Source organism: Inhella proteolytica (assembly GCF_016093275.1).
Classification (GTDB): Bacteria; Pseudomonadota; Gammaproteobacteria; order Burkholderiales; family Burkholderiaceae_C; genus Inhella; species Inhella proteolytica.
Window position 1 is genome coordinate 233,400 of the sequence record NZ_JAEDAK010000001.1, and the last position, 25,264, is coordinate 258,663.

General features: G+C 69.5%; 24 protein-coding genes. 8 read left to right on the top strand and 16 right to left on the bottom strand.

Translation table 11 applies throughout. The annotated features are described in order from the left end of the window. Positions 1-20 precede the first annotated feature (20 nt). Both I7X39_RS01015 and I7X39_RS01020 read left to right on the top strand, forming a co-directional pair. Positions 21-809: a substrate-binding periplasmic protein gene (locus tag I7X39_RS01015; protein WP_310739820.1), complete on the top strand. Its 789-nt coding sequence runs from the start codon at positions 21-23 to the stop codon at positions 807-809. Next, positions 806-3,289 carry a cache domain-containing sensor histidine kinase gene (locus tag I7X39_RS01020; protein ID WP_198109089.1) on the top strand — a complete coding sequence of 828 codons (2,484 nt, stop codon included), beginning with the start codon at positions 806-808 and terminating at the stop codon, positions 3,287-3,289. Before I7X39_RS01015 ends, I7X39_RS01020 begins: the two co-directional genes overlap by 4 nt. Here the strand turns inward: I7X39_RS01020 and I7X39_RS01025 are convergent. Continuing rightward, the gene (locus tag I7X39_RS01025) at positions 3,246-3,956 is read right to left on the bottom strand and encodes a GntR family transcriptional regulator (protein WP_198109090.1); all 711 of its coding nucleotides are present in this window, start codon (positions 3,954-3,956) and stop codon (positions 3,246-3,248) included. The two genes, I7X39_RS01020 and I7X39_RS01025, sit on opposite strands and share 44 nt — an antisense overlap. 144 nt (positions 3,957-4,100) lie before the next feature. On the opposite strand from I7X39_RS01025, the gene I7X39_RS01030 reads away from it, so the two are divergent. The 3 genes from I7X39_RS01030 to I7X39_RS01040 are packed head-to-tail and all read left to right on the top strand — an operon-like array spanning position 4,101 to position 7,740. Continuing rightward, on the top strand, positions 4,101-4,994 hold the full coding sequence (locus tag I7X39_RS01030; protein ID WP_198109091.1) for a dihydrodipicolinate synthase family protein: 894 nt from the start codon (positions 4,101-4,103) through the stop codon (positions 4,992-4,994). A gap of 3 nt (positions 4,995-4,997) precedes the next feature. Next, a complete protein-coding gene (locus I7X39_RS01035; protein ID WP_198109092.1) occupies positions 4,998-6,431 on the top strand; it encodes an aldehyde dehydrogenase family protein in 1,434 nt (477 codons plus the stop codon). Between the two features lie 10 nt (positions 6,432-6,441). Next, positions 6,442-7,740, top strand: coding sequence for an NAD(P)/FAD-dependent oxidoreductase (locus I7X39_RS01040; protein ID WP_198109093.1), 1,299 nt, complete (start codon positions 6,442-6,444; stop codon positions 7,738-7,740). Here I7X39_RS01040 and I7X39_RS01045 read toward each other — a convergent pair. Genes I7X39_RS01045 through I7X39_RS01055 form a run of 3 tightly spaced genes read right to left on the bottom strand, consistent with a single transcriptional unit; the run spans position 7,737 to position 10,308 of the window. After that, entirely contained in the window at positions 7,737-8,597 is an 861-nt protein-coding gene (locus I7X39_RS01045; protein WP_259376406.1) for a DMT family transporter, read from the bottom strand. The genes I7X39_RS01040 and I7X39_RS01045 overlap by 4 nt on opposite strands. Beyond that, a complete protein-coding gene (locus tag I7X39_RS01050) occupies positions 8,594-9,493 on the bottom strand; it encodes a DMT family transporter (protein ID WP_198109094.1) in 900 nt (299 codons plus the stop codon). Before I7X39_RS01050 ends, I7X39_RS01045 begins: the two co-directional genes overlap by 4 nt. 8 nt (positions 9,494-9,501) lie before the next feature. Next, positions 9,502-10,308, bottom strand: a complete 807-nt coding sequence (locus I7X39_RS01055) for a ferritin-like domain-containing protein (RefSeq protein WP_198109095.1) — start codon at positions 10,306-10,308, stop codon at positions 9,502-9,504. Positions 10,309-10,364: 56 nt separating this feature from the next. Here I7X39_RS01055 and I7X39_RS01060 point away from each other — a divergent pair, with 56 nt between their 5' ends. Then, complete coding sequence (locus I7X39_RS01060) at positions 10,365-10,889, top strand: gamma carbonic anhydrase family protein (protein WP_198109096.1); 525 nt, start codon at positions 10,365-10,367, stop codon at positions 10,887-10,889. Positions 10,890-10,995: 106 nt separating this feature from the next. After that, the gene (gene hslO / locus I7X39_RS01065) at positions 10,996-11,964 is read left to right on the top strand and encodes an Hsp33 family molecular chaperone HslO (protein ID WP_198109097.1); all 969 of its coding nucleotides are present in this window, start codon (positions 10,996-10,998) and stop codon (positions 11,962-11,964) included. A 4-nt stretch (positions 11,965-11,968) separates the two neighbouring features. Here the strand turns inward: hslO and I7X39_RS01070 are convergent, their stop codons facing one another. The 9 genes from I7X39_RS01070 to I7X39_RS01110 all read right to left on the bottom strand — a co-directional run bounded on the left by I7X39_RS01070 (position 11,969) and on the right by I7X39_RS01110 (position 20,321). Beyond that, positions 11,969-13,651: a bifunctional metallophosphatase/5'-nucleotidase gene (locus tag I7X39_RS01070; protein ID WP_198109098.1), complete on the bottom strand. Its 1,683-nt coding sequence runs from the start codon at positions 13,649-13,651 to the stop codon at positions 11,969-11,971. 44 nt (positions 13,652-13,695) lie between these two features. Then, positions 13,696-14,274, bottom strand: coding sequence for an AAA family ATPase (locus I7X39_RS01075; RefSeq protein WP_198109099.1), 579 nt, complete (start codon positions 14,272-14,274; stop codon positions 13,696-13,698). Next, positions 14,271-14,885, bottom strand: coding sequence for a nicotinamide riboside transporter PnuC (gene pnuC / locus I7X39_RS01080; protein WP_310739823.1), 615 nt, complete (start codon positions 14,883-14,885; stop codon positions 14,271-14,273). Before pnuC ends, I7X39_RS01075 begins: the two co-directional genes overlap by 4 nt. Next, on the bottom strand, positions 14,882-15,187 hold the full coding sequence (locus I7X39_RS01085; protein WP_198109100.1) for a septum formation initiator family protein: 306 nt from the start codon (positions 15,185-15,187) through the stop codon (positions 14,882-14,884). Before I7X39_RS01085 ends, pnuC begins: the two co-directional genes overlap by 4 nt. 4 nt (positions 15,188-15,191) lie before the next feature. Further along, complete coding sequence (eno, locus tag I7X39_RS01090; protein WP_198109101.1) at positions 15,192-16,478, bottom strand: phosphopyruvate hydratase; 1,287 nt, start codon at positions 16,476-16,478, stop codon at positions 15,192-15,194. A gap of 58 nt (positions 16,479-16,536) precedes the next feature. Further along, positions 16,537-16,842 carry a DUF1330 domain-containing protein gene (locus I7X39_RS01095; RefSeq protein ID WP_198109102.1) on the bottom strand — a complete coding sequence of 102 codons (306 nt, stop codon included), beginning with the start codon at positions 16,840-16,842 and terminating at the stop codon, positions 16,537-16,539. Further along, on the bottom strand, positions 16,842-17,699 hold the full coding sequence (kdsA, locus tag I7X39_RS01100; protein ID WP_198109103.1) for a 3-deoxy-8-phosphooctulonate synthase: 858 nt from the start codon (positions 17,697-17,699) through the stop codon (positions 16,842-16,844). The genes I7X39_RS01095 and kdsA overlap by 1 nt, the downstream gene beginning before the upstream one ends. Further along, positions 17,696-19,342, bottom strand: a complete 1,647-nt coding sequence (gene pyrG, locus I7X39_RS01105) for a CTP synthase (RefSeq protein ID WP_198109104.1) — start codon at positions 19,340-19,342, stop codon at positions 17,696-17,698. Before pyrG ends, kdsA begins: the two co-directional genes overlap by 4 nt. Positions 19,343-19,502: 160 nt before the next feature. Beyond that, on the bottom strand, positions 19,503-20,321 hold the full coding sequence (locus I7X39_RS01110) for an alpha/beta hydrolase (RefSeq protein ID WP_198109105.1): 819 nt from the start codon (positions 20,319-20,321) through the stop codon (positions 19,503-19,505). Positions 20,322-20,392: 71 nt separating this feature from the next. Between I7X39_RS01110 and I7X39_RS01115 the strand changes: the two genes are divergently transcribed. Beyond that, the gene (locus I7X39_RS01115) at positions 20,393-20,614 is read left to right on the top strand and encodes a DUF1161 domain-containing protein (protein WP_198109106.1); all 222 of its coding nucleotides are present in this window, start codon (positions 20,393-20,395) and stop codon (positions 20,612-20,614) included. A gap of 1 nt (position 20,615) precedes the next feature. On the opposite strand, the gene mutS is transcribed toward I7X39_RS01115, so the two are convergent. The 3 genes from mutS to I7X39_RS01130 form a co-directional block, all read right to left on the bottom strand. Next, positions 20,616-23,165, bottom strand: coding sequence for a DNA mismatch repair protein MutS (gene mutS, locus I7X39_RS01120; RefSeq protein WP_198109107.1), 2,550 nt, complete (start codon positions 23,163-23,165; stop codon positions 20,616-20,618). 110 nt (positions 23,166-23,275) lie between these two features. Continuing rightward, a complete protein-coding gene (locus I7X39_RS01125; RefSeq protein ID WP_198109108.1) occupies positions 23,276-23,986 on the bottom strand; it encodes a PEP-CTERM sorting domain-containing protein in 711 nt (236 codons plus the stop codon). Between the two features lie 291 nt (positions 23,987-24,277). Then, entirely contained in the window at positions 24,278-25,210 is a 933-nt protein-coding gene (locus I7X39_RS01130; RefSeq protein ID WP_198109109.1) for an inositol monophosphatase family protein, read from the bottom strand. Between the last annotated feature and the right edge of the window lie 54 nt (positions 25,211-25,264).

The window sequence follows — 25,264 nt, forward strand, 5'->3', positions numbered from 1 at the left end:
CTGCGGGCGTGGCTGCGGGAGTGGCTGCGAGATTGGCGCTGGCGGCTGCCGTGCTGGCGCTGGGGGGGGCCGGCCCTGCCACGGCGGGAACGCTGGAGACCGTGCGCAGCCGCGGCAGTGTGCGGGTGTGCGTGTGGCCGGAGTACTACGGCATCAGCCTGCGTCACCCCCGCACGCAGGCCTGGGAGGGCTTGGACATTGACCTGTCACGCGAGCTGGGGCGGGACCTCGGGGTGGCGGTGGAGTACGTCGATTCCTCCTTTGCCACGCTGGTGCGCGATGTGCTCGGCCGGCGCTGCGATGTCGCCATGTTCGCGGTCGCCATGCTGCCGGCCCGGCAGGAGCAACTGCGCTTCACGCGGGCCTACCTCCAGAGCGACATCTATGCCGTCACCTTGCGCGGCAGCCGTGTGGTGGCACGCTGGGAGGACATCGACCGCCCCGGTGTGGTGGTGGGCGTGCAGGCCGGAACCTTCATGGAGCCGGTGATGGCCGCGCGACTGCAGCAGGCGCGCCTGGTGCGGGTGCAGGCCCCGCACACGCGCGAGCGCGAGCTGGAGAGCGGGCGCATTGACGTGTTCATGACCGATTACCCCTACAGCCGCCGCTTGTTGGACAACGCGGATTGGGCGGTGCTCATCAGCCCGCCCCAGCCCTTCCAGGTGATGCCTTACGGCTACGCCGTGCATCCGCACGACGCCGTCTGGTGGTCCGAGCTGGATGGGTTCGTGGCGCGCATCCAGCGCGACGGACGCCTGCGTGCCGCGGCGCAGCGGCACCGGCTGCTGCCGATTGCCCAATTGCCATGACGAGCCCTCAGAGCGCCAGTGCTCGCTCGGTCGGACTCGTGGTGGCCGGCGTGGTGCTGAGCATCTCCGTGGTGCTGGGCCTGGCCCTGCTGTGGGTCTACGAGCGGCAGGAGCACACGGATCGCGAGCTTGCGCGCAACGAGTTGATGAGCGCCCTGTTTGCCGATGCGCTGGGGCGCCAGATCGACGGCGTCGCCCTGGCCTTGGATGGGCTGGAGGATTGGGTTCGGGCCGGCGCGGCGGGCGGGGCGGATTTCCAGAGCCTGCCGCCCCTGCTCTTGCAGACCGAGCGCCATCTGCCCTTCCTGCGGGGCTTGCTGCTGGTGGATGCGCAGGGCCAGGTGCGGGCCAGCGCGCAGCCGCGCGACGCGGGGCGGCACGTCAACCTGGCACGCCTGGGGCCTTTGCCAGCGCCGGGTGTGACGGCCTTGCTGGCCTTTCAGCCCGGGCGCGACTTGTTCAGCTCGGCCAGTGCCGGGATGCCAGAGCTGGGCTTCATGCCCTTGGTGCGCAGCGTGCCGGCCGGCGATGCGGGCCCGCACTACCTGGTGGCGCTCGTGCAGCTGGCCTCGCTCACTGCCATGCAGCACGCCAGCGTGCGCGATGAACGCACCAGTGCCCTGGTGGTCGGCTTGGATGGACGGCTGCTGGCGGCCCCGCGCGACGCCGGGCGCCGCCTGGGCGACAGCCTGCTGCAATCGGTGCCTTTCCAGCGCGACCTGCCGGCACGCGAGCAGGGCAGTTGGACGGGACCGGGTGTGCGGGAGGGCGATCAGATCGCGGCATTTCGCCTGCTGCGCAATTGGCCCCTGATGGTGTGGGTGGAGTCCGACAAGGAGGCCGTGCACGCGCAATGGGCCGACACCGCCCGGTGGTTGATGGGCGCCGGCGGGCTGGCCCTGCTTTTTCTGGCGTGGACCACGCGCGGTGCCGTGCGCAGCCTGCAAGACAGCCTGCGCGCCCAGCGCGAGCGCGATGCCGCCCAGGCCCGCGCCCTGGCGCGCGAACAGGAGCTGGACCAGACCCTGCGCAGCTTGCAGGAACTGGTGTTCCGCACCGATGCGGCCGGCCACGTCACCTTGGCGAACCAGCACCTGGGTGAGTGGCGGATCGAGGGTCCGAAAGGCGGACGGCGCAGCCCCAGCATCTGGGACTACTTCGACGACAGCAGCAAGCAGCGCCTGCAGGCCTACTTCGCTGCGCCACCCGTGGCCCCCATCAAAGGCCTGGGGCTCAGCCGCCGCGACGCCGCCGGCCAGGAACGGCTGTTCGAGGCGCATCTGCAGGCCCTGTGGCGCGATGGGCATTTCATCGGCATGGCCGGCAGCGCGGTGGATGTGACCGAACGGACCCACATGCAGCAGCGCCTGCAGGCGCAGCTGGAGTTCAGCCGGCAGCTGATGGAGGTGAGCCCGCTGCCGAAGTCTGTGTACGACCAGGCGCGGCGCTACCGGGTGGTGAACCGCGCCTGGGAGCAGTTCACCGGCCGTCCGGCAGCGGCGGTTGTGGGCCAGGCGGTGTGCAGCGCCGCACCAGCCGAGCAACGTGAGCTGCATCAGCAGAAGGACCAGGAGCTGCTGCGGACGGGGCAGCCCGTGCGGTATGAGATGCAGGTTCAGCGCGCCGACGGCTCTTTGCGCGATGTGGTGATCAACAAGCTGCTGGTACCCGCGGCCGGGGGCGAGGAGCCGCTGATCATGGCGGTCTTGCTCGACGTGACCGAGTTCCGTGAGGCCGAACGCGCCATTGCCCAGGCACGCGATGCCGCGGAGCAGACCCTGCGCGCGCGCACGGCCTTCGTGGCCAACATCACCCACGAGCTGCGCACGCCGCTGCAATCCATCCTGGGCTTTTCTGAACTGGGCAGCGCCCGCGCCGGAGACCAGGGGCGCCTGGGGCAGATGTTCGAAGCCATCCAGGATGCCGGTCAGCGCATGCTCAGGCTGGTGTGCGACCTGCTCGACCTGGCCAAGGCCGAGCGCGGCGAGGTGCTGGGGCCACGCTGCGCGGTGGACCTGCGCAAGCTGGTGGACGCTGCACTGCGCGAGCTGGAACCCCTGGCCCAGCGCCGCGCGGTGCACGTGCGCTGGCTGGCGCCGGCACAAGCCCTGCGCGTGGAGGGCGACCCGGAGCGCCTGCTGCAGGTGCTGCGCAATGTGCTGGCCAACGCGCTGCGCCTGGCGCCGCCCGACTCCTGCGTGGAGCTGGACGCGCAGTGCGAAGCCGGAACGCTGCGCCTGTGCGTGGCCGACCGCGGCCCGGGCATTCCCGAGGCCGAACTGGAGCGCATCTTTGAACCCTTTGTGCAGTCCAGCCGCACGCGCACGGGCGCCGGCGGCACTGGGCTGGGCCTGGCCATCGCCCGCGAGATCATGGCCGCCCACGCGGGCTCCATCCATGCCCGCAACCGGGCGGGCGGCGGCTCGGTGTTCGAAATCAGGCTGCCGCTGGACGTCGACGCGGTTTGCCCGGCGCCGTAGCCTGAGCGCTGGCCTGCATGAAGGCCACGAAGCGCTCGCACGCGCCCAGGATGTGCTGGCGCGTGAGCTTGGCGGCGGTCTTGGCGTCGCCCGCCACGCAGGCCTCCAGGATCGCCAGGTGCTCGGCGCGCGCCTGTGCGCGTCCATCGGTCAGCTGCAACTGATCCACCAGGTAGCGCTCGGTCTTGTCCAGCGCGGCCACCACGGCCTGCAGGTGGTAGGGCAGCTCGGCTTGCTCATAGAGGGCGCAGTGGAAGTCGCGGTTCAGCGCGCCCCAGCGCACCGCGTCGCTTTCCTTGGCGAAGGCCTGGCAGCGCTTCTTGGCCTCGGCCAGCACCGGGCCGGAGAGGCGTGGCACCGCGTGCAAGATCAATTCGCCTTCCAACAGGGCGCGGAAATTGCAGATCTCCACCACCTCGGCCTGGCTCAAGCCGCTGACGGTGTAGCCGTGGTAGCGCTTGATCTGCACCAGGCCGTGCTGTTCCAGGCGGGTCAGGGCTTCGCGCACCGGGATGCGGCTGGTCTGGAACTGGCGCGCCAGCTCCTCCTGCCGCAGCGGTTCGCCGTCCTTCAGCTGGCCGCTGATGATGGCGCGGTGCAGGGCCTCGTACACCTGATCGGTGGCAGACGGGGCGATCGTGGTCGGGGTCAGCTGAGGCAGGGCCATGGGTGGCGCGCAAGAGGCATGATGCGGCGAAGCCCTGATTGTGGCCGCGCGTAGGGATGCGGATCCTTTGCTTGAACATTGGATCCAATATGCAATATGCTTCGGCCATCAACCCGCGCATCCTGCGCCAACCGGAGTCCGACCATGTGGCAAGGCGTCATCCCAGCAGTCACCACCAAGTTCACCCCTGAAGGCCGGCTCGACGCCGCCGAGATGCAGCGCTGCTTCCAGCTGCAGATGGAGGCCGGCTGCGACGGCTTGATCGCCTGCGGCTCGCTGGGCGAGGGCCCGATGCTGAGCCACGAGGAGCGCCTCCAGGTGCTCAAGCTCACCAAGGAAGTGACGGGGCCCAAGCCCGCGCTGCTGACCGTGGCCGAGGCCGGCACCCGCGAGGCCTGCCAGCTGGCCGAGGCCGCTGCCAAGGCTGGCGCCGACGGCCTGATGGTGGTGCCCAGCACCATCTATCACACCGACGCCCGCGAGACCGCCGCCAACCTGCGCGCCATTGCCGCTGCCGCCGACCTGCCGGTGATGATTTACTCGAACCGCATCGCCTACCGCGTCGACGTGACGACCGACCTGCTGGAAGAGCTGGCCGACGACCAGCGCTTCGTGGCGGTGAAGGAAAGCAGCGACGACATCCGCCGCTGCACCGAGATCCTGACCCGCTTGGGCGACCGCTACGACGTGCTGACCGGCGTGGACAACCTGGCCTTCGAGGCCCTGTGCGCCGGCGCGCATGGCTGGGTGGCCGGCCTGGTGGTGGCCTTCCCGGCCGAGACGGTGGCGATCTACCGCCTGGTCAAGGCCGGCCGCATCGACGAAGCGCGCAGCATCTACCGCTGGTTTCGCCCGCTGCTGGATCTGGACGTCTCCACCTACCTGGTGCAGAACATCAAGCTGGTTGAGGCGCTGGCCATTGGCTCGAATGACCGCTGCCGCGCCCCGCGCCTGCCGCTGGCGGGTGAGCGCCGCGCCCAGGTGGAGGCCGTGGTTCGCAAGGCGCTGGAAACCCGCCCGGCCCTGCCGAAAGTCTGAACGATGCAGTTCCGCAGCCTGATCGGCGGCCGCTGGTGGGAAGGCGGCCGCGCCACCGTGAATGAGAACCCCTCGGATCTGGACGATCCGGTGGGCACCGCCTATGAGGCCGACGCCGAGGCCGTGCATGCCGCCGTGAACGCCGCCGCGGCGGCCGCGCCGGCCTGGGGCCTGAGCGGCCCGCAGCAACGCTTTGATGTGCTGGACCGCGTGGGCAGCGAAATCCTGGCCCGCCGCGAGGAACTGGGCCGGCTGCTGGCGCGCGAGGAGGGCAAGACCCTGCCCGAGGCCATCGGCGAGGTGGGCCGCGCCGGCCAGATCTTCAAGTTCTTCGCCGGCGAGGCGCTGCGCCAGGGCGGCCAGGTGCTGGATTCCGTGCGCCCCGGCGTGGGCGTCGAGGTGCGGCGCGAGCCGCTCGGCGTGGTGGGCCTGATCACGCCCTGGAACTTCCCGATCGCCATCCCGGCCTGGAAGGTGGCCCCCGCGCTGGCCTTCGGCAACGCAGTGGTGCTGAAACCCGCCGAACGCGTGCCGGGCAGCGCCTGGGCGCTGGCCGACATCCTGCACCGCAGCGGCCTGCCCGAGGGCGTGTTCAACCTCGTGCTGGCGCGCGGTTCGGTGGTCGGGCCCATCCTGGTGGAGCGGCCCGAGGTGGCGGCGATCAGCTTCACCGGCTCGGAAGGCGTGGGCCGGCGCCTGGCGGCGGACTGCGGGCTGCGGCTGAAGAAGCTGCAGCTGGAGATGGGCGGCAAGAACCCGCTGCTGGTGCTGGACGACGCCGATCTGGACCAGGCCGTGAACTGCGCCATCCAGGGCGCCTTCTATTCCACCGGCCAGCGCTGCACGGCGTCGAGCCGGATCATCGTCACGGCTGGCATCGCCGAGCGCTTTGCCGCCGCGCTGCGCGCCGCCACCGAAAAGCTGGTGGTGGGACATGCGCTGGAGGCCGGCACGCAGATCGGCCCGGTGGTGGATGGCGTGCAACTCGAATCCGTGGAGCGCGAGCTGGAACTGGCGCGCCAGGACGGCGCCAGGCTCATTTGCGGCGGCCAGCGCGTGGCGCGCGCCACGCAGGGCCACTTCCTGCAGCCCGCGCTGCTGGAGGTGACACGCCCCGGCACGCGCGCCGACCGCGTCGAGGTCTTCGGCCCGGTGGCCACGCTGGCGGTGGTGAAGGACTACGAGGCCGGCCTGGCCCTGGCCAACGACACCGAGTTCGGCTTGGCCGCCGGCATCTGCACCACCTCGCTCAAGCACGCCCAGCACTTCAAGCGCCACGCCCAGGCCGGCATGGTGATGGTCAACCTGCCCACCGCGGGCGTGGACTATCACGTGCCCTTTGGCGGCCGCAAGGGCAGCAGCTTTGGCCCGCGCGAGCAGGGTGCGGCGGCGGCGGAGTTCTACACGACGGTCAAGACCGCCTACCAATGCGCGTGAAAGTGCTGGCATGAACGCGCGCGACCTGGACTTCCTGCCGCCGCTGCAGGCCGAGGCCGCGCGCTCGGTGCAGACCCTGGTGCTGGGCGCCGGCATCGTCGGCCTGGCCTGCGCGCTGCGCCTGCAGTCGGCCGGCCTGCAGGTGACGGTGCTGGACCGCAGCGGCGTGGCCGCCGGGGCCAGCCGGGGCAATGCCGGCGCACTGGCCTATTCGGACGTGCTGCCGCTGGCCTCGCCCGGCATCCTGCGCCAGGCACCGCGCTGGCTGCTCGACCCGCTCGGGCCACTGAGCCTGCGCCCCAGCTACGCGCCGGCCATGCTGCCCTGGCTGTGGAAGTTCTGGCGCGCCAGCACGCACAAGCAGGTGGCGCTGAGCGCGCGTTCGCAAGCGGCGCTGCTGGCCCTTTCGGCCGCCGAATGGCCGGCCCTGCTGGCCCTGGCGGGTGCCGAGAAGCAGCTGCGCAAGGGCGGCAACCTGCATCTGTACGAAAGCGAGGCGCAGTGGCGCGCCGCGGCGCCCGGCTGGGCCCAGCGCATGGCCCTGGGCGTGGGCTACGAGCTGCTGCAGGGCGCGGACGCGATTGCCGACCTGCAGCCCGGCGTGGACAAGCAGTTCCAGTACGGCTGCTTCGTGCCCCACTGGCACACCGTGGACGACCCGCTGCGCCTGAGCCATGCGCTGGCCCAGGCCTTCATCGCCCGCGGCGGCGTGCTGGCGCGCGCCCATGCGCTGCGCCTGCACCCCGATGCGCGCGGCCTGCTGGTGGAGCTGGAGCAGGGCCCGCCGCTGCTGGCGCAGCGCCTGCTGGTCTGCGCCGGCGCCTGGTCGCACCAGCTCGCCGAGACCCTGGGCGAGCGCTACCCGCTCGAAACCGAACGCGGCTACAACACCACGCTGCCGCCCGGCGCCTTCAACCTGCGCCGCCAGCTCACCTTCCCCAACCACGGCTTCGTGGTGACGCCGATTGCCGGCGGGGTGCGCGTGGGTGGCGCCGTCGAGTTCGCCGGCCTGCAGGCCCCGCCCAACTTCGCCCGTGCCGATGCGCTGCTGGCCAAGGCCAAACGCTTCCTGCCCGAGCTGCGCACCGAGGGCGGCACGCAATGGATGGGCTGCCGCCCCTCCATGCCCGACTCACTCCCCGTCATCGGCCCGGCCCCCGCCGACGCCCGCGTGTTCTACGCCTTCGGCCATGGCCATCTGGGGCTGACGCAGGCAGCGGCGACGGCCAAGCTGGCGGCGGACTGGGCGCTGGAGCGCAAGCCGGGGCTGGCAGATCTGGCGGCGTTCCGGCCGGGGCGGTTTCTCTAGCGGCGCGTGGCGAGCACGATGCCCAGCAAGGCCAGGCCCAAGGCTGCGAGGTGGATCAGGCCCGCGTGTTCGCCCAGGAACAGGATGCCCACCCCCGCGCTCGCCACCGGAATCAACACTGCAAATACTCCAGCCTTGTTCGCCGGGTAGCCCTGCAGGCCGCGCATCCACAGCCACACCGACACCACGCTGGCGGCCAGCGCGTAAAAGACCAGCAAAGCGGCGTCCTGAACGCGCACGCTGCTCCATTCGAATCCCCAGCCCTGCCAGAGCGCCAGCGGCGCCATCAGGGCCAGGCCCCAGAGGTTGATGAGGGCCGAGATGCGGCGCGGACCGAGCTTGGTGCCCAGGCGCTTGCCCACCACCACGTAGGCGGCCTCGCAGAACACCGCGCCGAGCAGCAGCAGGTGGCCGAGCAGGGAACCACCGCCTTCGCCACCGCGTGCCCATGCCAACAGCGCGATGCCGGCGCCCGCGCAGACGATCGCCAGCAGGATGCGCGGGCTCACACGTTCGTGCAGCCACAGCGCGCTCAGCAGCGCCACGGCGGCCGGAATCAGGGCCATCACCACGCCGGCCGACAGCGCCGAGGTGGCCTGCACGCCCAGCAGCATGCAGATCGAGAAACCGAAATTGCCCAAAAAGCTGCCGAGGAACAGCCAGCCTTTGTCGGCGCGATCCAGCGGCGTTTCATCCGCCGGCCGGCGCAGCCAGCCGGCCATGGCGACGGCCGCGATGCCGAAGCGCAGCCCGGCCAGCAGGAAGACCGGAAACACGGCCACCAGGGCCTTCGAGAGACCCACATAGCTGCCCACCAGCGCCATGCTGGTGGCGAGGAAGACCCAGGCCGGAATCAAGCGGCGTGACTGCGTTTGAAGGATGGGTGCAGCAGCGGCAGCAACTGCACCGCCAGCAGCGCGAACAGGATCAGGCCGCAGCCCAGCAGGCCCTGGGTGCTGAGGCGCTCGTCCAGCAGCCAGTAGCCGAACAGCGCGGCGAACAGGGTTTCGCTGCTGAGGATGATGGCCGCATCGCTGGCCTGGGCGTGGCGCTGCGCCACCACCTGGGCGGTGAAGGCCAGGCCGACGCTGCAGATGCCTGTGAAGGCCACCGCCGGCCAGACCTGGAGCACCTGGGCCAGCGTGAAGGGCTCGGCCATTGCGGCATAGGCCAGCGCCAGCACGCCCACCACCGCGAACTGGCCGCAGGCCACGCTGAAGGGGGCATCGAAACGGTCCGCCAGGCGGCCCACCCACAGCACATGGGCGGCCCAGGGCAGGGTGGAGGCCAGCACCCACAGGTCGCCGGTGTTGAAGCTCAGGGTGTGCGCGCCGCTGAGCAGGAAGGCGCCGGCCACGCAGGCCAGGGCGCAGGGCCACACGCTCCAGTGCGGCGATTCCTTCAGCACCAGGGCGGCCAGCAAAGGCACCAGGGGCACGTAGAGCGCGGTCAGGAAGCCGGCGTTGGTGACGGTGGTGGTCTGGATGCCGATCTGTTGGAAGCCCGCGCCGGTGAGCATCAGGGCGCCCAGAACCAGCACCGCCGGCGTCATCGGTTTGGCCCGCGACGCGGCCTTGCGGCGCGGTTGTTCCCACAGCGCCAGCGGCAGCACCACCAGGGCGCCCAGCAGGAAGCGCACGCCGGTGAAGGCCATCGGGCCGAGTGCCGCCATGCCCTGGGCCTGAAACACGAAGGCCGAGCCCCAGATGATGGCCACGACGGTGAGCAGCAGGTCGGCTTGGAGACGAGTCATTCCACGGGTCATAGAGCAGTCAATTCAAGAGCGGCCAACTCTTCGGGCGTGAAGCCGGCCAGGGCGCGAGCGCCCAGGTTCAGGGGTTTGCGCGGGCGCGGCGCCTGGTACTGGGCGCACAGGGCGGGGAAGTCCGTTTCCGGGTCCACGCCCTCGTGTTCGCAGGCCCAGCGGTACCAGCGGTTGCCGATGGCGACATGGCCGACTTCGTCGCGCAGGATCACGTCGAGGATCTCGACCGCGCGTGGGTCCCCCGCGGCGGCCAGCTTCTTCTGCAGCGGCGGGGTGGCGTCCAGACCGCGCGCCTCCAGCGTGCGCGGCACCAGGGCCATGCGGGCGCGGAAATCGTGCGCGGTGCGCTCGCACATGGTCCACAGGCCGTCGTGGGCGTCGAAGTCGCCATAGCGGTGGCCCAGCGTGCCCAGGTGCTCGCACAGCAGCTCGAAGTGCAGAGCCTCTTCGGCCGCCACCTGCAGCCAGTCGGCATAGAAGGCGGGCGGCAGGCCGGCAAAGCGCTGCACGGCGTCCAGCGCCAGGTTGATGGCGTTGAACTCGATGTGCGCGATGGCGTGCAGCAGCGCGGCCCGGCCTTCGGGTGTGTGCGGGCTGCGGCTGCGCACTGCCAGGTGCTCGACCAGGCGCGGCTGCGCCGGCCGACCGGGCAGGGGGGCGTTGGTTTGGGGCGTGGCCTGCGGGTCCAGCGGCACGGCACCGGCCTGCCAATCGCGCCACAGCGCGCGTACGCCGTCTTGCTTGGTCTTTGGGTCGGGCTCGCCGAGCAGGCTCAGCGCCTGGTGGCGGAGCTCGACAATCATGGGTCGCGATTATCCTTTCGCGTTTTCCCCAATCCCTTCGCAGTGAGGCGACAAGCATGAGCATTTACCGCCTGGGTGAGCATGAGCCCGAGGTTCCCGCCAGCTGTTGGGTGGCACCCAGCGCCACCGTGGTGGGGCGCGTCCGCCTGGGTGAGCAATGCTCGGTCTGGTTCGGCGCCGTGGCGCGAGGCGATTCCGACCAGCTCACGCTGGGCGATCGCGTGAACGTGCAGGACAACGCCGTGCTGCATGCCGACACCGGCTTTCCGCTCGTGATCGAGGACGACGTCACCATCGGCCACCAGGCCATGGTGCATGGCTGTCATGTGGAGAAGGGCTGCCTGGTGGGCATCCAGGCGGTCATCCTGAACGGCGCGCGCATCGGCGCCGGCAGCCTGGTGGGCGCGGGCGCCCTGGTGACGGAAGGCAAGGCCTTCCCGCCGCGCAGCCTGATCGTCGGCAGCCCGGCCAAGCTGCTGCGCGAGCTGACCGAGGAGGAAAGCGCGCGCCTGCTGCAATCCGCCGCGCATTACGCGCGCAATGGCGCCCGTTACGGCGCTGAACTGGAAAAGATGGAATGAGCGAGATGAATATCGAAGCGCGGCCGGCCGAGCGCCGGGCCGCCCCAAGCCGGACGGCCATCCCCTTGGGGGATCGGCTGGCGTACTCGCCGGGCGAGGGGCTGGCATGAGCGAGTTTCAGAAGTTCATGTTTGAGGGGCTGCCGGTGCGCGGTGTGGTGGTGCGCCTGACCGATTCCTGGCAGGAGCTGCAGTCGCGCCGCCAGGAGCCGCTGCCGGACGCCGTGATGGCGCTGCTGGGCGAGATGAGCGCCTGCGCCCTGCTGCTGCAGGGCAATCTGAAATTCCAGGGCGCCTTGGTGATGCAGATGTCGGGCGATGGCCCGGTCAAGCTGGCGGTGGCCGAAGCGCGTACCGACCTGAGCTACCGCGCCACGGCCAACGTCACGGGGGCGGTGCCACGGTTGGATTCAAAAGGGCAGTTCGATCTGGCCGACCTGCTGAACGTGCATGGCGGCGGGCGCTGCGCCATCACCCTGGATGCGGACGACCGCCCGCCCGGCGTGCACCCCTACCAGGGCGTGGTGCCGCTGAACGACGAGCATGCGGCACGCTTCTCGCGCCTGGCCCAGGCGGTGGAGCAGTACATGAAGCTCTCCGAGCAGTTGGACACCAAGATCGTGCTGGCGGCCGACGCACACAGCGCGGCCGGCATGCTGATCCAGCGCATGCCGCTGGAGGGCGAGGCCAATCTGGAAGGCCGGGTGGGTGCGGAACAGGCGGCCGAGCTGCTGGACGCCTTTCCGCGCATCGCCATGAAGGTGGCCACGCTCCAGCCCGAGGAGCTGCTGCGCCTGCCGATGGACGAGCTGCTGCACCGCCTGTTCTGGGAGGAGCCGCTGCGCCGCTTCGAGCCTGCCACGCCGCGCTTCGCCTGCACCTGCTCGCGCGAGCGTGTGGGCCGCATGCTGGTGGGCCTGGGCCGCGAGGAGATCGAGTCCATCCTGGCCGAGCGCCCAGACGTCGAGGTGGCCTGCAACTTCTGCGGCGCGCCCTACCGCTTTGACGCGGTGGATTGCGCCCAGCTCTTCCAGGCGGCGGGCAGCGTGGCGCCGCCGCAGGGTTCGGTGCAGTAGGGCTTCAGTTGAGGCGCTGGATGCGGTCCATCGTCGCCGGCGGCTGCAGCATCGGCAGGCTGCGCACATAGGCTTCCAGCGCGTCGATGTCCTGCACGCCCAGGCGCGAGTCGCGGCCCTTCTTCAACGCCGGGTAGCCATCGCCGCCCGAGGCGATGAAGCTGTTGACGGTGAAGCGGTAGTCGCGTGCGGGGTTGAGCGGCTCGCCCTGCACCAGCACCGAGCCCGGCACCACGCGCTGGCCGCGTGGGCGTTGGGCGTCCCAGCGGTAGCTGAAGCCCTGCGAGGGCTGCAGCGGGTAGTACTGGCCGTCTTCCCGCCACTGCTGCTCCAGCAGTTCCAGCAGCTCGGCGCCACTCAGGGTCAGCGTGACGAGCTGGTTGTTGAAGGGCTGGGCGGTGAAGAGGTCGCCGAAATTGAGGCGGCCGCCATCCTTGAAGCTCAGGCCGGCGCGTACGCCGCCGGTGTTGGTCAGGGCAAACAGCGCGCCGCCGTGCTCGGGTGAACGGGTGGCGGCGAGGTGCGCGTCGGCCACGATGTAGCCCATCGGCCAGTTGCCGGCTTCGTCCACCTTGCCATGCGGCACCTCCTTGGACAGGCGGCCGACGGCGCGCTCAATCAGCGGGCGCGCCTTCTCTTGGTAGGCCGCCAGCAGCTGGGTCTGCTCGGGGTCCTTGCCGTACTGGTCCAGGCGCACCAGATGGTTGAGCGCCTTGGCTTCCAGCACATCGCGGCTGCCGCGGTCCAGGCTCAGTTCGATTTCGGTGACCATGGAGCCGAACTTGTCGCCGCTGGTGACGAGCTTGCCGTCCAGGCGGCAGTTGTAGGCGCGGTGCGTGTGGCCGGTGACGACCACGTCCACCGCCGGGTGCATGCGCTTGACGATGTCGACGATGGGCCCGCTGATGCCCGGGCATTCGTTGTGGCCGCCGCTGGGGTAGCCGCCCTCGTGGATCAGCACCACGATGGCCTGCACGCCTTGCGCTTGCAGTTCGGGCACCAAGCGGTTGATGGTCTCGGCCTCGTCGTCAAAGCGCAGGCCGGCTACGGCCTCGGGCATCACCAGCCCGGGCGTGCCCTTGAGCGTGAGCCCGATGAAGCCCACTGGCACGCCTTCGAACTGCTGCACGTGGTACGCCGGCAGCAGGGTCTGGCCGGTGCGGCTGTCCACCGTGCTGGCGGCCAGGTACTTGAAGCCGACACCCTTGTAGGGCTGCGGACCGCGGCAGCCCTCCTTGGGCGCACAGCCGCCGCGGATGCGGCGCAGCAATTCGTCCGCCCCGCGGTCGAACTCGTGATTGCCCACGGCCGACACATGCAGGCCCATGGTGGTCAGCGATTCCAGCGTCGGTTCATCGAAGAACAGTGCCGAGAGCAGGGGCGTGCCACCGATCAGGTCGCCCGCCGCCACGAAGATGTGGTTGGCCTTGTCCTTGCGCAGTTGCTTCACCGCCGTGGCCAGGGCTTCCGAGCCCCCCACCGGCACCTGCACCTGCTGGCCGGGGTTGGCCGGGTCGGGCATGCGGAAGGGCGCGGGTGGCAGCAGATTGCCGTGGAAATCGTTGATGGCCAGCACCTGGACCTTCACCGGGCCGGCCGGCGCGGTGGGGTGTGGCGGCGCGATGCTGCTGCAGGCGGCCAGACACAGGGCGGCGGCCAGGGCCAGTGGGCGGGTGAGAAGGCGCATGGTGGGCTTGGACGGTACGGGGGGCAATTGTCGGTGCGCGGCCATCAGCCGCGCGCGCGCTCAGCCGCCCAGGCCGGGTGGGGGCGGCGCAGCGTGGGCAGGGATCGGATCAGCATCTCGGCCAAGGCGGCGCGCTCATCCAGCGGGCCACTCAGCACGGTGAAGGGCAGGCCCTGGGCCTGCAGCAGGGCCACCAGGGCTTCGTGCGCCTGGCGGCGCACGGCCGGCGATTCGCGCAGCCAGCCATCGGCCTGCCAGGGGATGCCTTCTGGGCAGCACAACAGGGTCAGGTCGAAGGCCTGCTGCGCGCGCACCGCATCGGGCAGGGCGGTGGCGTCCTCGAAGTAGTGGATCGAGTACAGCGCCGTCATCAACGCGGTGGTGTCCGCCACGACGAGACGGTGGTTCTGGGCGGCTGCCGCAATTCGGCGCGACTGCTCCGCCGCAATGGGCGCCTGCTCTTCGCGCCGTGGCGTGCGCCCGCTGGCCAGGCACCATTCGCGCAGGTATTCGCCCACCGTGGCCACATCCAGGTCGGCCAGGCGCAGGCCCAGCAGCGTGGTCAGGCTGCTCTTGCCGGTGCATTCCGCGCCCAGCAGGGCCACCTTGCAGGGTGTCTTCATGCGGCGCGCACGCCCCGCTCGGCATGCGCCCACTCGCGCCAGCCCCATAGGGCCAGCGGAATGAAAGCGGCGTAGAGCAGCACCGTCAGCCAATAGGCCTTGAGCGCGAACAGCACCACCGAGACGGCGTTGACGGCCACCCAGAAGCCCCAGTTCTCGATGAACTTGCGCCCCAGTTGCACGGTGGCCACCACGGAGGCGACGGTGGGCAGCGCGTCCCAATAGGGCAGGGGGGAGTCGGTGTGGCGGCTCAGCCACCAGCCCAGCAGCGGCCAGCCCAGGGCGATGGCGCCCAGGCTCCAGCCCCAGGCCTGCAGCGGCATGCGACGCACGGTGAGCGCACTTTGAGAGCGCCCGCGCCACCACTGCGCAAAGCCCCAGGCCGCCATGCCCACGAAGAAGAGCTGCAGGGCGGCTTCGCCGTACAGCTTGCCCTCCCAGAACAGCAGGGCGTAGAGCAGCGAGGCCGCGGCGGCCAGCGGCCAAGCCGCCAGCCACTGCCGCATATTGCCCAGCACCATGGCCACGGAGAGGGCAAAGGCCAGGATCTCCAGCCAGGTGAAGGGGCTCCCCCAGGCCGTGAAGGCGGCCGCCAGCAACCAGTCCTTCACGGGCGCGAAGGGGCGGAGGCCGGCGGGGACGGCTGGCCATCCAGCTTCACGAAGATCTCGTCGGGCTTGACCATGCCGAGCTCCAGACGGGCCTTCTCTTCCACCATCTCCAGGCCTTCGCGCAGGTCCTTCAGTTCGGCGCGTGCCCGCGTCTGCGCCTCGCGCGCCTTGGTGTTGGCGGCTTCCTGATCCTGCAGTTGCTGCTGCAGTTCGGTGACCCGCGCAGCCGAGCGCTGGCCGAACCAGGTCTGGGCCTGCACCCAGAGCAGGCCCGCAGCCAGCAGCACGGCAATGAAGCGCAAGGGCTTACTTCAGGTTGTAGAAGGCGGCGCGACCAGGGTAGACCGCCACATCGCCCAGGTCTTCTTCGATGCGCAGCAACTGGTTGTACTTGGCCATGCGGTCCGAGCGCGACAGCGAGCCGGTCTTGATCTGGCCGGCATTGGTGCCGACGGCGATGTCGGCAATCGTGCTGTCCTCGGTCTCGCCCGAGCGGTGGCTGATGACGGCGGTGTAGCCGGCCCGCTTGGCCATCTCGATGGCGGCGAAGGTTTCGGTGAGGGTGCCGATCTGGTTGATCTTGATGAGAATCGAGTTGGCGATGCCCTTCTCGATGCCTTCCTTCAGAATCTTGGTGTTGGTGACGAAGAGGTCGTCGCCGACGATCTGCACCTTCTGGCCCAGGCGCTCGGTGAGCAGCTTCCAGCCGTCCCAGTCACCCTCGGCCATGCCGTCTTCGATGCTGATGATGGGGTACTTGTCCACCCAGGTGGCGAGCATGTCGGTCCACTGCGCGGCGCTGAGCTTGATGCCGCCTTCGCCTTCCAGGGTGTAGACGCCGTCGGCATAGAACTCGCTGGCGGCGCAGTCCAGCGCCAGGGCGATCTGCGTGCCCGGGGTGTAGCCGGCCATCTCGATGGCCTGCAGGATCATCTGGATCGCGGCCTCGTGGTTCTCGACGTTGGGGGCAAAGCCGCCCTCGTCGCCCACGGCGGTGCTCATGTGCTTGTCGTGCAGGATCTTCTTGAGCGCGTGGAAGGTCTCGGCGCCCCAGCGCAGGGCCTCGCGGAAGCTGCTCGCGCCCACGGGGACGATCATCAGCTCTTGCAGGTCCAGGTTGTTGTTGGCGTGCGCACCACCGTTGACGACGTTCATCATCGGCACCGGCAGTTGGGTGGCGCCCATGCCGCCGAAGTAGCGGTAGAGCGGCAGGCCGGACTCTTCGGCGGCGGCGCGCGCCACGGCCATGGAGACGGCCAGCATGGCGTTGGCACCCAGGCGGCTCTTGTTCTCGGTGCCGTCCAGGTCGATCAGGGTCTTGTCCAGGAAGGCCTGCTCGGAGGCGTCGAGGCCCATCACGGCCTCGCTGATCTCGGTGTTGATGAACTCCACCGCCTTCAGCACTCCCTTGCCCAGGTAGCGGCTCTTGTCGCCGTCACGCAGCTCGATGGCTTCGCGGCTGCCGGTGCTGGCACCGCTCGGCACGGCCGCACGGCCCAGGGTGCCGGACTCCAGCAGGACGTCGCATTCGACGGTGGGATTGCCGCGGCTGTCGAGGATCTCGCGGCCGACGATGTCAACAATGGCGCTCATGGCGTTCCTTGAATGAAGAAGAAATCGGGGAGGACTCTAGGTTGGTAACCCGCCGTATTCAGGCCGGCAGGTAGCCTTCAACCAGCGTCATATCGAAATACTCGGTTGCGCCCTGGCGCAGCGCGCGCGCGGTTTGGTAGCCCGGGCCTTCGTACCAGGCGCGCGCCTCGATCATGCTCGGGAAGCGGATGACGGTCAGGCGCGCGGGGCGCCAGTCGCCCTCCAGCACGTCGATCGCGCCGCCGCGCACCAGGTATTCACCGCCAGCCGCGGCAATTGCGGCGGGGGCGGCGGCCATGTAGGCCTTGAAGGCTTCGGGGTCGCGGATCTTGCTGGCGACGATCAGGTAGGCGGGTTGGCTCATCAGCAGGAGAAGTCGTTCTCGAGATAGGGCTGGGTCTTGACCACCCGGTCGATGGCCACCAATTGCTCCAGCAGGGTGCGCATGTGCTTGAGCGGCACGGCGTTCGGGCCGTCGCTGAAGGCCTCGGCCGGGTTCGGGTGGGTTTCCATGAAGAGGCCCGCCACGCCCACGCCCACGCCGGCGCGGGCCAGCACCGGCACCATCTCGCGGGCGCCGCCGCTGCTCGTGCCCTGGCCGCCCGGCTTCTGCACCGAGTGGGTGACGTCGAACACCACCGGCGCGCCGGAGTTGCGCATCTCGGCCAGGCTGGTCATATCGGCCACCAGGTTGTTGTAGCCGAAGCTGACGCCGCGCTCACAAGCGAGGAAGCGGTCTTCGGAAAGCCCCGCTTCTCGCGCTGCCGCGCGAGCCTTGTCGATGACGTTCTTCATGTCCCAGGGCGCAAGGAACTGGCCCTTCTTGATGTTCACCGGTTTGCCACTCTGGGCCACGGCGCGGATGAAGTCCGTCTGGCGGCACAGGAAGGCCGGGGTCTGCAGCACGTCCACCACGCTGGCCACCTCGGCGATCTGGCTGTTGTCGTGCACGTCGGTCAGCACCGGCAGGCCGGTCTGGCGGCGCACCTCGTCCAGGACCTTCAGGCCAGCCTCGATCCCGACGCCGCGCCGGGAGCTGCCCGAGGAACGGTTGGCCTTGTCGAAGGAGCCCTTGTAGATGAGGGGGATGCCCAGGGCCGTGCAGGCTTCCTTCAGAAGGCCAGCCACGTCCAGCGAGAGCTGCTGGCTCTCAATCGAGCAGGTGCCGGCGATCAGGAAAAAGGGCTTGTCGACGCCGACCTCGAACCCACACAGCTTCATTTGGCTTCCTTGTGCTGGAGCGCAGCCTTGATGTAGCTGATGAACAGCGGGTGGCCGTCCCAGGGCGTGCTCTTGAACTCGGGGTGGAACTGCACGCCGACGAACCAGGGGTGCTGGTCGCGCGGCAGCTCGACGATCTCGGTCAGCTTCTCGCGCTGGGTGATGGCGGAGATCACCAGGCCGGCCTGCTGCAGCTTGTCGAGGTAGTGCTCGTTGGCTTCGTAGCGGTGGCGGTGGCGCTCGGTCACCACGTCGCCATAGATGCCATGGGCGATGGTGCCGGGTTTGACGTCGGAACTCTGCGCGCCCAGGCGCATGGTGCCGCCCAGGTCCGAGCTGGCGTCGCGCTTCTGGATGGAGCCGTCGGCATCCTGCCACTCGTCGATCAGGGCAATGACCTTGTGCTTGGCCTCGGGGTCGAACTCGGTGGAGTTGGCGCCTTCCAGTCCGGCCATGTGACGGGCGTACTCGATGGTGGCCACCTGCATCCCGAGGCAGATGCCGAGGTAGGGGATCTTGTGCTCGCGGGCGTACTGGGCGGCGCGGATCTTGCCTTCCACGCCGCGCTTGCCGAAACCGCCGGGCACGAGGATGGCGTCGAACTGGGCGAGCTGGTCGATGTCGCCCGTCTCCAGCGCTTCCGAATCGACGTACTCGATGTTGACGCGGGCGTGGTTGTGGATGCCGGCGTGGCGCAGCGCTTCGTTGAGCGACTTGTAGGAGTCGGACAGGTCGGTGTACTTGCCGCACATGGCGATGCGCACCTCGTGCTGCGGGTGCTCGACCTCGCGCACCAGGGTGTCCCAGCGCGTCAGGTCGGTGCTGCGGGTGCTGAGCTGCAGCTTGGTGCAGATCAGCTGGTCCAGCCCCTGCTCGTGCAGCACGCGCGGCACCTTGTAGATGGTGTTCACGTCCCACATGCTGATCACGCCGTATTCGGGCACATTCGTGAACAGCGAGATCTTTTCGCGCTCGTCCTCAGGGATGCGGCGGTCGGCGCGGCAGAGCAGCGCATCGGGCTGGATGCCGATCTCGCGCAGCTTCTGCACCGTGTGCTGGGTCGGCTTGGTCTTCAGCTCGCCGGCGGCGGCGATCCAGGGCACATAGGTCAGGTGCACGAAGGCGGTGTTCGTCGTGCCCATGCGCAGGCTCATCTGGCGTGCGGCTTCGAGGAAGGGCAGGGACTCGATGTCGCCCACCGTGCCGCCGATCTCGACGATGGCCACGTCCACCGCGTCATCGGTGCCCGCGCCGGCGCCGCGCTTGACGAAGTCCTGGATCTCGTTGGTGATGTGCGGGATCACCTGCACCGTCTTGCCGAGGTAATCGCCGCGGCGTTCCTTCTCCAGCACGGACTTGTAGATCTGCCCGGTGGTGAAGTTGTTGGCGCGCTTCATGCGCGTGGTGATGAAGCGCTCGTAGTGGCCCAGGTCCAGGTCGGTCTCGGCGCCATCGTCGGTGACGAAGACCTCGCCGTGCTGGAACGGGCTCATCGTGCCCGGATCCACGTTGATGTAGGGGTCCAGCTTGATCAGCGTGACCTTGAGGCCGCGGCTCTCCAGCAAGGCCGCGAGAGAGGCGGCGGCCACACCCTTGCCCAGGGAGGACACCACACCGCCGGTGACGAATACGTATTTGGTCATGTCGCGCCGCGTTCCCACGCGCCGCACCCCCTTGGCATCACTGCGGGGGGCCATCAGGCCGAGAACGCTCAAGAGGAAAGGCGAAGTATATCGGCGCGGGTTTACCCGGCCAGTGTGGAACCGGCCTGCGGGATGGAACAAGGCCGAGGCGGGTGCGGGTTCAACCGGCCGTTTGGGGTCGCTCCGCCAGCTCCTTCAGCAGTTGCAGCGCGAGTGCCGCCGTGGCCTCCGGGTGCTCGAAGGGGAACAGGTGCGAGCCCTCGATCTCGCGGTACAGCGGCCCGACGAAGCGGCGAGTGGCCTCGATGCCGCCCATGCGCATCTCGCGGCTGTGCGTGCCGGCGATGAAGGCGCGCGGTACGCACAGGCCGCGGGTGGCGCGCGTGAGCGCATGGGGCAGGGTGGCGTACACGGCGGCTTCCACTTCGCGGCGGAACGCCAGGCGCAGACCGCCGCGCTCTGGGTCGGGCTCGAAGCCGCAATCCAGGTAGTCCTGCAGCACGCGTAGGTCCCAGGCCTGGAACAGGGCCTTGGAGCGGAAGTGCGCTTCCAGCGTGGCGCGGTCGGGCCAGTGCTGGCGGCGCTCCTGCGCGATGCTGGCAGGTGGCTGTCTGTGGATGCGACCGCTGAGTTTGCCGAAGGCCACGAAGCCCGCCCGCCAGCCGCGGATGTAGGGCGAGTCCAGCATCAGCACGCCGCGCACCTGCTGCGGGCGGCGTGCGGCTGCCATCAGGCTCAGGAGTCCGCCCAGCGAATGGCCGACCAGATAGACCGGCTCACGCGGCTGCACCACCTCGTCCACATAGCGCAGCAGCTGGCTGACCAGATGCGGCCAGTTGCTGCTCACCGGGTGCTGTGGGTCGTGCCCGTATTTTTCGAGGGCATGGACCTGATGGCCGGCCGCGCGCCAGGCGTCAAAGATCAGTCGGTAGCAACCAGCGGGGTAGCTGTTGGCGTGGGAGAAGACCAGGGTGGACATGGCGCGCAGTGTGCCGCCGCACTCCGGCACAGAATGCGGGCCTCCTCCACCAAACCTAGGGAGAGTTCTCCATGAAGACCGTTCTGATCGCCACCCTCGCCCTGCTGGCCGGCGCCGCCCAGGCCGCCCCCAAGGCCTGCGAAGAGCTGAAGACCGAGATCGCCGCCAAGCTGGATGCCAAGGGTGTCAAGGGCTACACGCTGGACATCGTGGCCACCGACCAGGTAGCCGACCAGACGGTGGTTGGCAGCTGCGAGGGCGGCAGCAAGAAGGTCGTCTACAAGCGCGGCTGATTCATTCCCTGCCCAGCAGGGACTTGATGCGGTACAGCTGCTCCAGCGCCTCGCGCGGACTGCAGCTGTCCAGGTCCAGGCCGCGCAGCGCCTTCAGCGCCGGCGGCTCTTCGGCCTGAGGTACGGCTGGCGGCGCCGCGAACAGGTCCACCTGGGCCTGGGTGCCGGCTTTCTGGGCCTCCAGCGCCTCCAGGCTGGCGCGTGCCTGGCGCAACACCGGCGCGGGCATGCCGGCCAGGCGCGCCACTTGCACGCCGTAGCTGCGGCTGGCTGGGCCGGGTTGCAGCTCGTGCAGGAAGGCGATGTCGTCGCCGGCCTCCACGGCCGAGACATGCAGGTTGTGGGCCTCGCTCTTCTGCGCCGGCAGCTCGGTCAGCTCGAAGTAATGCGTGGCGAACAGGGTGAGCGAGCGGTTCTTGTCGTGCAGGTGCGTGGCAATGGCTCCGGCCAGTGCCAGGCCATCGAAGGTCGAGGTGCCGCGGCCGATCTCGTCCATCAGCACCAGGCTCTGTTCGGTGGCGGCGTGCAGGATGGCCGCGGCCTCCGTCATTTCCAGCATGAAGGTGGACTGGGCGTTGGCCAGGTCGTCCGCCGCGCCGATGCGGGTGTGGATGGCGTCCAGCGGCCCGAGCCGGCAGGCCTGCGCCGGCACGTAGGAGCCCATCGAGGCCAGCAGCGCAATCAGCGCTACCTGGCGCATGAAGGTGCTCTTGCCGCCCATGTTCGGGCCGGTGATGACCAGCAGGCGGCGCTTGGCGTCGAGCCGGCAGTCGTTGGGCTGGAAAGCGATGCCCCTGGTTTCGGCCAGGCGCGCTTCCACCACCGGGTGGCGGCCGGCCTGGATGTCGATGCAGGGGTAGCCCACAAACTCGGGCGCGCACCAGTTCAGCGTGGCGGCGCGCTCGGCCAGCGCGGCCAGCACGTCCAGGCTGGCCAGGGCGCGCGCCACCGTGGCCAGGGCCTGCACGAAGCCGCCCAGGTCATCGAGCAGGCGCTCGAACAGGAACTTCTCGCGCGCCAGGGCACGTTCGCTGGCGGAGAGTGCCTTGTCCTCGAAGGCCTTGAGCTCAGGCGTGATGAAGCGCTCGGCGTTTTTCAGGGTCTGGCGGCGCTGGTAGTTGTCCGGCACCTTGTCCTTCTGGCCATGGGTGACCTCGATGTAGAAGCCGTGCACCTTGTTGAATTGCACGCGCAGGTTCGGGATGCCGGTGCGCTCGCGCTCGCGCAGCTCCAGGTCGAGCAGGAAGGCGTCGCAGTTGGCGTTGATGGCACGCAGCTCGTCCAGTTCGGCATCGAAGCCGCTGGCGATGACGCCACCATCCCGCAGCCACACCGCCGGCTGTTCCGCCAGCGCGGCGCGCAGCAGCTCGGCCACCTGGGGCGGCGCGGCCAGGTCCTGGCGCAGCTGGTTCAGCAGCGCAGCACCGGGCGGCACGGCGGCGGCCAGTTCGGGCAGCAGCAGCAAAGTTTCGCGCAGGCCGGCCAGCTCGCGTGGGCGCACCTGGCGCAGCGCAATGCGGCTGGTGCTGCGCTCGACATCGGACACGCGTCGCAGCGCCTCGCGCAGGGGCTCGAAGCCCAGCTCCAGCAGCGTGGCAATGGCCGCCTGGCGCGCCTGCGCCAGGGAACGCTCGCGCGCCGGCGTCAGCAGCCAGTGGCGCAGCGCGCGGCTGCCCATGCCGGTGCGGCAGCTGTCCAGCAGGGAGAGCAGGGTGGGGGCCTCTTCGCCGCGCAGGGTCTGCGTCAGCTCAAGATTGCGCTGGGTGGCGGGCGGCAGGTCGATCAGCTCGCTGGCGCGCAGCACGGCCAGCCGCTTCACATGCGCCAGCGCGCGGCCCTGCGTGTGCTCGAGGTAGGCCAAGAGCGCCCCGCCGGCGGCCTGGGCCACCGGCAGATCCTGGGCGTTCAGGCCCTGCAGACTGGCCACGCCGAGTTGTTCGCACAGCTTGCGCTGGCCCAGGGCGCTATCGAATTGCCAGGGCGGACGGGCGGTGGTGGGCGCGCGCACCACGCTCAGGGCCTCGGGCTGGCCGGGGGCGGAGTGGTCGCGCGCCAGCAGGATCTCGGCCGGGTTCAGGCGCGCCAGCCAGCCGGGTAGCTCGGTGTGGCTGCATTCCAGCAGGCCGATCTCGCCCTGTGCGAGCGTGACCCAGGCCAAGCCAAAGCGGCCCGCGGCGGCATGCAGTGCAAGGAGTGGGGCGTCCTGCTTGTCGGCCAGCAGCTCGGCGTCCGTCACCGTGCCCGGGGTGACGATGCGCACCACCTTGCGCTCGACCGGGCCCTTGCTGGCGCCCACCTCGCCCACTTGCTCGGCAATGGCGACCGATTCGCCCAGCTTCAGCAGCTTGGCCAGGTAGTTTTCCAGCGCGGCCACGGGCACTCCAGCCATCACCACCGGCTCGCCGCCGCTGCTGCCGCGCACGGTCAGCGTGATGTCCAGCAGCGCATTGGCCTTGCGGGCGTCGTCGTAGAAGACCTCGTAGAAGTCCCCCATGCGGAAGAACACCAGCAGGTCCGCGTGGTCGGCCTTGATGCGCAAATATTGCTGCATCAAGGGGGTGTGCGTTTCGAGCGGGGCGAGGGGCGCAGAGGACAAGGTGATCGGGGGCGGGCGCGCGAGGGGGCCGGATTATCCCGACCCTGCCCCCGCACGGCTGGGAATCAGCTGGCGCTGCGCTTGCGGCGCGAACCCGCCGCAATCAGACCCACGCCGGCGAGTGCGAGGGCGGTGGGTTCGGGGACGTCGTAGAGCGCAAACGCGCGGTCACCGCCACGCGCGGCGAAGGTGCCGGTCACGACCCCATTGGCATAACTGTTCTGGAACGTGACGTCTCCCGCTTCATAAGGACCGGCCATGGTCCAGCCGAAGAACGGCGAGAACCCATCCGCGTTCGAGCGCACCGAGAACCAGTAGTTGATGCCGGCTTCGGCGGCAAACGCACTGCCCAGGGCGAGGTCGAAGTCGTACACATCGACCGGGTTGCCGGCGAAGACGCCGTCGGTCGCGTTGCTGCGGTGGACCGCACTGTCCGCATAGGTCTTGCTGAAGGCCAGCGCACCCGGGGTGCCGCCATCGTCCTGTCGGAACTCCACTGTCCAGGAGTTGGTGTTCGGTGCGCCATTGCCGCAGCAGGGTGCTTCATTGGTCAGGTAGATCCCGCGCCAGGTGACGCGGCTGATGGCGGCGTTGGCCCCGAGCGAGAAGTCGTCCTGGGCTTGCCAGCCGCTGTTGCTGCTGTTGAAGTGGCTGGTCCAGACGGCACCGACATTGGGGCCCGCCACCGGCGCCTGTTCATACACCGGGGCTGCGACGGCGTGGATGGAGAGGCTGGCGAGCAGCAGCAGGGCGAGGCGGGGGATGCGGGGGGTCATCGAAGGCTCCTTGAGGGGATTGGGCTCAGGCGCGCGCCGTGCGGGTGCGGTGCAGCGGGCTGATCAGTCCGACAAGGCCAACCAGCAAGGCGGCCAGCAGCCACAAGGGGTTGATCGACAGACGGTGTTTCATCGCGTGCTCCTGAGCCCCTTGGGTTGGGGTGCAGTCAGCATCGCGGTGGGCTGTTTCGGCCGGGTTGCAGCCGGGCGGCCGCTGTGTTGCGTTTGTTGCAGGGCCCCAAATGCCGACGCCCCGCGGGGCGGGGCGCCGGGGCTGGGGGAGCCGGGGGCTTAGAAGGGCGCGTCTTCGGCGCCGGCACTGCGCGTGCTGGTGATGCGGCGCGACTTGGGCTGGGCCGCCGCCGGCGCCGGGGCGGGCGCGGCTTCTGGTGCTTCGCCGGTTTCTTCGGTATTGATGACACGGCTGTAGGGCTGCAGCAGGGGCACCAACTGGGCGTAGATCTTGGGCGTGCCGGCCAGCACCTCGCGTTGGTGCAGGAAGTCGCTCTCGCCGGTGAAGTTGCCCACCAGGCCACCCGCCTCGGTGATGATCAGCGAGCCTGCCGCCACGTCCCAGGGCGACAGACCGGTCTCGAAGAAGGCGTCGTAGTAGCCGGCGGCCACGTAGCAGAGGTCCAGCGAGGCCGCACCGGGCCGGCGCACGCCGGCAGTCTGCTGCATCACATCCTCAAAGAGCTTGAGGTAGCGCTTGAAGTTGTCGCCGCGGCGGAAGGGAAAACCGGTGCCCACCAGGGCGTCGGACAGGCGCGTGCGGCGCGAGACGCGCAGGCGGCGGTCATTCAGGTAGGCGCCGCGGCCCTTGCTGGCGTGGAAGAGGTCGTTGCGGGTCGGGTCATAGACGACCGCCTGCTGCACCTGGCCGCGATGGGCCAGCGCGATCGACACCGCGTAGATCGGCAGGCCGTGGATGAAGTTGGTGGTGCCGTCCAGCGGGTCGATGATCCACTGGTAATCGGACTTCTGGTTGCCATGCTCCTTGCCCGATTCCTCGGCCAGGATGGCGTGCTGGGGATAGGCTTCCAGCAGGGTTTTGATGATCACGGCCTCGGCCGCGTGGTCGACTTCGGTGACGAAGTCGTTGTACGCCTTGGCGCCCACCTTGATGATGTCCAGGTCCAGCGAGGCGCGATTGATGATGGCACCGGCGGCGCGGGCGGCCTTGATGGCCACGTTCAGCATGGGATGCAAAGCAGCAGATGACATGCGGTCGTCTTCCTGGAAGTTGGGTGGGCTGGCGATAAAAAAGAACGCCCGGCA

What these genes read in the sequence shown, in the direction of transcription:
- I7X39_RS01020 (WP_198109089.1), top strand. Translation starts at nt 806, where the DNA reads ATGACGAGCCCTCAGAGCGCCAGTGCTCGCTCGGTCGGACTCGTGGTG.
- I7X39_RS01025 (WP_198109090.1), bottom strand. Translation starts at nt 3,956, where the DNA reads ATGGCCCTGCCTCAGCTGACCCCGACCACGATCGCCCCGTCTGCCACC.
- I7X39_RS01030 (WP_198109091.1), top strand. Translation starts at nt 4,101, where the DNA reads ATGTGGCAAGGCGTCATCCCAGCAGTCACCACCAAGTTCACCCCTGAA.
- I7X39_RS01035 (WP_198109092.1), top strand. Translation starts at nt 4,998, where the DNA reads ATGCAGTTCCGCAGCCTGATCGGCGGCCGCTGGTGGGAAGGCGGCCGC.
- I7X39_RS01040 (WP_198109093.1), top strand. Translation starts at nt 6,442, where the DNA reads ATGAACGCGCGCGACCTGGACTTCCTGCCGCCGCTGCAGGCCGAGGCC.
- I7X39_RS01050 (WP_198109094.1), bottom strand. Translation starts at nt 9,493, where the DNA reads ATGACTCGTCTCCAAGCCGACCTGCTGCTCACCGTCGTGGCCATCATC.
- I7X39_RS01055 (WP_198109095.1), bottom strand. Translation starts at nt 10,308, where the DNA reads ATGATTGTCGAGCTCCGCCACCAGGCGCTGAGCCTGCTCGGCGAGCCC.
- I7X39_RS01060 (WP_198109096.1), top strand. Translation starts at nt 10,365, where the DNA reads ATGAGCATTTACCGCCTGGGTGAGCATGAGCCCGAGGTTCCCGCCAGC.
- hslO (WP_198109097.1), top strand. Translation starts at nt 10,996, where the DNA reads ATGAGCGAGTTTCAGAAGTTCATGTTTGAGGGGCTGCCGGTGCGCGGT.
- I7X39_RS01070 (WP_198109098.1), bottom strand. Translation starts at nt 13,651, where the DNA reads ATGCGCCTTCTCACCCGCCCACTGGCCCTGGCCGCCGCCCTGTGTCTG.
- I7X39_RS01075 (WP_198109099.1), bottom strand. Translation starts at nt 14,274, where the DNA reads ATGAAGACACCCTGCAAGGTGGCCCTGCTGGGCGCGGAATGCACCGGC.
- eno (WP_198109101.1), bottom strand. Translation starts at nt 16,478, where the DNA reads ATGAGCGCCATTGTTGACATCGTCGGCCGCGAGATCCTCGACAGCCGC.
- I7X39_RS01095 (WP_198109102.1), bottom strand. Translation starts at nt 16,842, where the DNA reads ATGAGCCAACCCGCCTACCTGATCGTCGCCAGCAAGATCCGCGACCCC.
- kdsA (WP_198109103.1), bottom strand. Translation starts at nt 17,699, where the DNA reads ATGAAGCTGTGTGGGTTCGAGGTCGGCGTCGACAAGCCCTTTTTCCTG.
- pyrG (WP_198109104.1), bottom strand. Translation starts at nt 19,342, where the DNA reads ATGACCAAATACGTATTCGTCACCGGCGGTGTGGTGTCCTCCCTGGGC.
- I7X39_RS01110 (WP_198109105.1), bottom strand. Translation starts at nt 20,321, where the DNA reads ATGTCCACCCTGGTCTTCTCCCACGCCAACAGCTACCCCGCTGGTTGC.
- I7X39_RS01115 (WP_198109106.1), top strand. Translation starts at nt 20,393, where the DNA reads ATGAAGACCGTTCTGATCGCCACCCTCGCCCTGCTGGCCGGCGCCGCC.
- mutS (WP_198109107.1), bottom strand. Translation starts at nt 23,165, where the DNA reads ATGCAGCAATATTTGCGCATCAAGGCCGACCACGCGGACCTGCTGGTG.
- I7X39_RS01125 (WP_198109108.1), bottom strand. Translation starts at nt 23,986, where the DNA reads ATGACCCCCCGCATCCCCCGCCTCGCCCTGCTGCTGCTCGCCAGCCTC.
- I7X39_RS01130 (WP_198109109.1), bottom strand. Translation starts at nt 25,210, where the DNA reads ATGTCATCTGCTGCTTTGCATCCCATGCTGAACGTGGCCATCAAGGCC.